Raw genomic sequence first — 5337 nt, 5'->3', positions numbered from 1 at the left:
CCCCACCGCCGCCCACCTGCTCGCCCGCGCCCCCGGCGGCCACGCGGCCCTGCCCGGGGACACCGGCGACGCCCTCACCCGGGCGTTCGCCGGCGAGCTCGCCCACAGCTTCGACGTCATGCCCGGCGCCACTCCCCTGTTGCGGGAGCTGGCCGCCGCCCGCATCCCCACCGCCCTGGTGACCGCCTCGCCGCGCAGCATCGCCGCCCTGGTGCTCCCCCGCCTCGGCCACCGCTTCGACGAGGTGGTGGCCGCCGAGGACACCCGCCGTGGCAAGCCCCACCCGGACCCGTACCTGGAGGCCGCCCGCCGACTCGGCGCCCGCCCCTCCCGCTGCGTCGTCCTGGAGGACAGCCCGGCCGGCGTCACGGCCGCCACCGCCGCGGGCTGCCACGTCCTGGTCGTCACCCGTACGGGGCTCCCGACGCTCCGCGAGATCCGGTCGATCACCTGAAGGGCCCGCGTGCGCGCCCCTACCGGAAGGCGGCGGCGTTGCGCCGGGCCCACTCGGCGAACGTGCGGGGCGCCCGGCCGAGGAGCCGCTCGACGTCGGGGCTGATGCGCACCTCGGCCGGGGTGGGCTCGCCGAGGATGGACAGGGTGGTCTCGACCACGGGCTCGGGCATGAACCGCAGCATCTGCGCGCGGGCCTCCTCGCGGGTCTGCTCGGTGAACCGGATCGGCTCACCGAGCGCCTCGCCGATCGCCTCGGCCCGTTGCCGCGGCGTGGTGGGCGCGGGCCCGGTCAGTTCGTAGACCTGGCCCGCGTGACCGTCCTCGCGCAGGGCCAGGGCCGCGACCTCGGCGATGTCGTCCGGATCGATGAACGGCAGGCCGACCTCCGCGAACGGGGCGTCGACGGCGCGCCGGGCGCGGATCGACTCGGCCCAGGCGTAGGCGTTGGAGGCGAAGCCGCCGGGCCGCAGGATCGTCCAGTCCATGCCCGAGCGCCGGACGGCGTCCTCGATGGACCGCGCCGTGCTCCCGTGCGAGGCCGAGCCGGGACGGGTGGCGACTCCCTGGGAGGACAGCAGCACGACCCGCCAGACCTCACGGGATCTCGCGTCGTCGAGGACGCGGCCGATGACGTCGGCCGGGCTGCCGGCGGCCGACACGAAGTCGCCGGAGATCAGCAGGAACAGCGCGCGGGCGCCGTCGAGCGCGGGCCGGAAACCCGCCGGGTCGGCCAGGTCGGCGGCGAGCACGCGCACCCCCGGCGGCACGTCGGACTCGGTGATCTTCCGCGACACGGCCGTCACCGGCTCGCCCGCCTCTGTCAGCAGCCGCACCAGCGTGCGGCCGACGTTTCCGGTGGCCCCGGTCACCACGATCATGAGATCTCCTATGAGTTAGTCGGCTGACTAATTTGGAGGCTAGATGATCGGCGCACCGCCTGTCTATAGTTAGTCGGGTGACTGACTCAAAGGTGCGGGCGCGGGGGGCGGACAAACGGCGGCGGCTGATGACCGCGACCGCCCGGGTCCTGCACCAGCAGGGCGTGGAGCGCACCACCATCGCCGACATCGCGCACGCCGCCGAGGTCCCCGTCGGGAACGTCTACTACTACTTCAAGACCAAGGACGAACTGGTCCGGGCCGCCCTGTCCGAGCACGCCGACCACCTCGCCCGGCTCACCGGCGAGCTCGACCGGCTCCCCGACCCCCTCGAACGCCTCAAGGCCCTGGTCAACGGGTGGATCAGCCAGCGCGACATCGCGGCCCGGTACGGTTGCCCGACCGGCACCCTCGCCGTCGAGCTGGACAAACGCGCCGAGGGAGGCATCGACCTGGAGGCGGGCAAGGTCATCCGGTTGCTCCTGGACTGGGTGGAACGCCAGTTCCGCGAACAGGGACTGCCGCACCCGGACGACCTCGCGATCACCCTCGTCGGCGCCTACCAGGGCATGTCGCTGCTGGCCAACGCCCTGCGCGACCCGGAGATCATGACCAGGGAGGGAAACCGCCTCATCCACTGGCTCGACACCCTGCCCGAGTCCGCGTAGCGCGTGGTCGGCGCGGGGTGGCCGCGTGGTGGTCGCGTGGCGGCCCGGCCGTGCGCGCCACGCCGGTAGGGCCTGCGCGGACGACGGGAGGGCGTGGCGCCGGGTGCACCTCATTCGACGGCAGGGTCGGAATCGGTAAGCTTACGCGCCGTGAGCGGTGAAACCTCCCGCATCGGGCGCTACAGGCTGGTGCGCGTACTGGGCCGGGGCGGGATGGGCACGGTCCATCTCGCCGAGGACCCCTCGGGGCAGCAGGTCGCCATCAAGGTGATCAACCCCGAGTTCAGCCAGCATGAGCAGTTCCGCATGCGTTTTCGCAGGGAGGCCGACGCGGCCCGGCGGGTGCGCCGGTTCTGCACGGCCGCCGTGCTGGAGGCCGCGCTCGACGGCGACCAGCTCTACGTGGTCACCGAGTACGTGCCCGGCCCCAACCTCGAGGAGGCGGTGCAGCAGTCCGGGCCGCTGCGCGGGTCCAGCCTCGACGCGCTGGCCGTGAGCGTGGCGACCGCGCTGACCGCCATCCACGGGGCCGGGGTGGTGCACCGCGACCTGAAGCCGTCCAACGTGCTGCTGTCGCCCGTCGGGCCGCGGGTGATCGACTTCGGGATCGCGCGGGCGCTCGACAGCCTGGGCGGCGTCACCGGCACCGGCGAGCTGATCGGCACGCCCCGTTACATGGCGCCCGAGGTGCTGCGCGGCGAGCCGGTGTCACCGGCCTGCGACGTGTTCTCGTGGGGCTGCCTGGTGGCCTACGCCGCGAGCGGGCGCTCCCCGTTCCCCGGCGAGACGCTGCCCGCCATCGTCTATCAGGTGCTCAACACCGAGCCGAACCTGGACGCCGTCGAGCCGAGCCTGCGCGAGCTGGTCCGGGCCGCGCTGCACAAGAACCCCGCCATGCGCCCGACCGCGCAGCAGCTCCTCGACCACCTGGTGGGCCGGGCGGCCGGGCCCGAGCAGGTCGCGCAGACCGTCCAGGTCGCCTGGCAGCAGGCGACCGCGCCCGCTCCCGCCGCGCTCCCGTACGCTCCGCGCAACCCCGCCAAGGCCAAGGTCATCGCAGGCGTCACCGCGGCGGCGGCGCTGGTGGTGGCGGTGGGCGTCGCCGCGTGGGCGCTGATGCCGAGCGGCCCGCCGGACATGACCGTGCTCTACCGGGAGGACTTCACCCAGACGTCCGGCGGCTGGAACGGCCGCTACGACCCGAACGAGAGCGCCAGCTACGGCTACCGCACCGACGGCACGTACGGGCTGGACGTCGTGCCGGACTACGAGGAGCGCTGGGCGGACGCGGCCATCCCCTTCCTGACCAAGACGCCGGCCCCCGACCCCTCCTCCCCGTCGGCGACGCCCACGCCGATGCTGCCCCCGACCGTCCTCGTCGGCGTGACCGCCGAGGTCAGGGACGTGATCGGCTCCGGCGAGTACGGCGTCTACTGTCACGCGGCCGACAACGACACCTACTACGAGTTCGGCCTCGACACGGACGGCAACGCCCGCATCCGCCGCATCTCCGACGGCGCCGGCGGCACCATGTCCCAGCCCGCGAAGGTCGAAGAGCTGAAGGGCAAGGTCCGCATCGAGGCGGCCTGCGAGCAGTCCGGTGACGCGGTGCGGCTCACCCTGTGGGTGAACGGCGACAAGATCACCTCGGCCAACGACCCCAACGGCATCGGCAACGGCTCGGTCGGCCTGTTCGCCCGCACGCCGAAGGACGACGAGTCGGCGCTGAAGATGGCCTACGACGACTTCGAACTGCGCGGCGTCCCCGCCCAGCCGTGAGCCGCCGGACGACCGGCGCCGGCGCGCCCGGTGACGGGTCAGGGGCGGGCCGGAGGGGGCGGGCAGGGCAGGCCGCCGGTCAGCGTGTCCTCAGGGCGCAACGGCAGGTTCGACTCCCTGACGTAATAGCGCCGTACGGGTGAGGTCTCGCGCAGGAGCCGGTGCGCGTACCGCGCCACCACCCCCAGCGCCGCCAGCGTCAGGCCGGTGAGCAGGAGATGGACCGGCGGGAAGGGATTCCCGGTCAGCGCGAGCGCCAGGGCGGCGGCCAGGCCCAGGATCGCGGTCGCGTACACGGCGGTGAGCGGCCGCCACGAGAAGCCGAAGAACAGCTCCAGCGCGTGGGCGGCGAGGCGGACCGGGCGGAGCCTGGAGCGGCCCGCCGTGCGCGGCCGGTGGGCGACCGGCGTGACCGCGTAGCGGGCGCCGATCAACGGCACGGCGGGGATGAACCAGGGCAGCCGCAGATCCATGATCGTGCGGGCCACGCCGGTGCGGACGAGCCGGAACGTGGAGGCGCCCCTGGGCATGTCAATGCCGAAGACCCGGCGGGCCGCCCCGTGCATCACCCGCGAGCCGATCCTGCGCAGCAGCGGGTCGCGGCGGCCCTGCCGCTCCCCGAACACCACGTCGTAGCCCTCGGCCGCCTTGGCGAGCAGGGACCAGATCTCCGCGGGCGGCACCTGCAGGTCCGCGTCACATTGGACGGTCCACGGGTGCCGCGCGTACCGCACCCCGGCGTCCATCACGGCGTCGAGGCCGAAGTTGCGGGTGAAGGACACGTACGCGACCCTGGGGTCGGTCCCGGCCAGGCGGCGGATCCGGTCCAGGGAGTCGTCGGTGCTGCCGTCGTCGACGAAGAGGATCTCCAGCTCGCCGATCCCGCCCAGGGCCTCGGCCAGCTCCCGGTGGGCGACCTCCACCTGCGCCCCCTCGTTGAAGCAGGGCACCAGCACGGTCAGTCCTGTCGTCATATGCGCCTCTTCAGTACGAGTCCGAGCACGAGCCCCTGCGCCCCGAGGGCGTACACCGCCCCGGCGGCGCCGGCGAGAGGAACGGTCAGCGCGCCCAGCGCGGCCGTCACGGCCCAGGCGAGGACGGCCGCCTTCGCGCTGTCGCGCAGTCCGGCCTCGCCGGTGTTCTCCAGCACGGCGATGCCGAAGCTCGCCAGCGCGTTGGCCGGGAGCAGGGTGACCAGCAGGACGCCCAGCACGACCAGCGAACGGGTGCCGGCCAGCCCGCCCGCCAGCGCGACCCCCGCGACGACCAGCCACAGGGCGCTCACCCAGCTCGCCAGACCCGCGGCGCGCCGGACGAGCGCGCGCACCCCGGCCGCCTCGTCCGTGCTCATCCGCAGCACCAGCCGGGGCTGGTAGATGCGCAGCACCGTGTAGACCACGGACACGGCGAACCCCCAGCCCAGGGTCATCATGTAGAGGTCGCCGCTCTGGCTCGCGTACGCGGTGAGCGACAGCTCCACGAACAGGGTGCCGATCATGGCGTTGTTCATCACGTCGGCCGCGCCCATCAGCACGACCGTGCGGCCCAGGACGCGG

The 5337-nt window shown here is 73.7% G+C and carries 6 protein-coding genes; 3 read left to right on the top strand and 3 right to left on the bottom strand.

Annotated elements, in window-relative coordinates; translation table 11 throughout:
* The coding region (locus tag OUY22_RS35480; protein ID WP_270159699.1) for an HAD family hydrolase at positions 1–454 on the top strand (454 nt) is incomplete at its 5' end.
* A 19-nt stretch (positions 455–473) separates the two neighbouring features.
* Here the strand turns inward: OUY22_RS35480 and OUY22_RS35475 are convergent.
* Complete coding sequence (locus OUY22_RS35475; RefSeq protein ID WP_270159698.1) at positions 474–1334, bottom strand: NAD(P)H-binding protein; 861 nt, start codon at positions 1332–1334, stop codon at positions 474–476.
* Between the two features lie 77 nt (positions 1335–1411).
* Between OUY22_RS35475 and OUY22_RS35470 the strand changes: the two genes are divergently transcribed.
* Complete coding sequence (locus tag OUY22_RS35470; RefSeq protein WP_270159697.1) at positions 1412–2002, top strand: TetR/AcrR family transcriptional regulator; 591 nt, start codon at positions 1412–1414, stop codon at positions 2000–2002.
* Between the two features lie 150 nt (positions 2003–2152).
* Positions 2153–3781 (top strand): serine/threonine-protein kinase, encoded by a 1629-nt coding sequence (locus OUY22_RS35465; RefSeq protein WP_270159696.1) that lies wholly within the window; start codon positions 2153–2155, stop codon positions 3779–3781.
* Positions 3782–3819: 38 nt separating this feature from the next.
* Here the strand turns inward: OUY22_RS35465 and OUY22_RS35460 are convergent, their stop codons facing one another.
* Positions 3820–4755, bottom strand: coding sequence for a glycosyltransferase family 2 protein (locus tag OUY22_RS35460; RefSeq protein ID WP_270159695.1), 936 nt, complete (start codon positions 4753–4755; stop codon positions 3820–3822).
* A partial coding sequence (locus OUY22_RS35455; RefSeq protein ID WP_270159694.1) for a hypothetical protein occupies positions 4752–5337 on the bottom strand: 586 nt, incomplete at its 5' end. The genes OUY22_RS35455 and OUY22_RS35460, both read right to left, overlap by 4 nt.

This window comes from Nonomuraea corallina, assembly GCF_027620315.1.
GTDB lineage: Bacteria > Actinomycetota > Actinomycetes > Streptosporangiales > Streptosporangiaceae > Nonomuraea > Nonomuraea corallina.
This window is presented reverse-complemented; position numbering and strand designations above follow the sequence as displayed.

Excerpts from the sequence above, each read along its gene's own strand:
- OUY22_RS35475 (WP_270159698.1), bottom strand. The coding sequence starts at position 1,334 with ATGATCGTGGTGACCGGGGCCACCGGAAACGTCGGCCGCACGCTGGTG.
- OUY22_RS35460 (WP_270159695.1), bottom strand. The coding sequence starts at position 4,755 with ATGACGACAGGACTGACCGTGCTGGTGCCCTGCTTCAACGAGGGGGCG.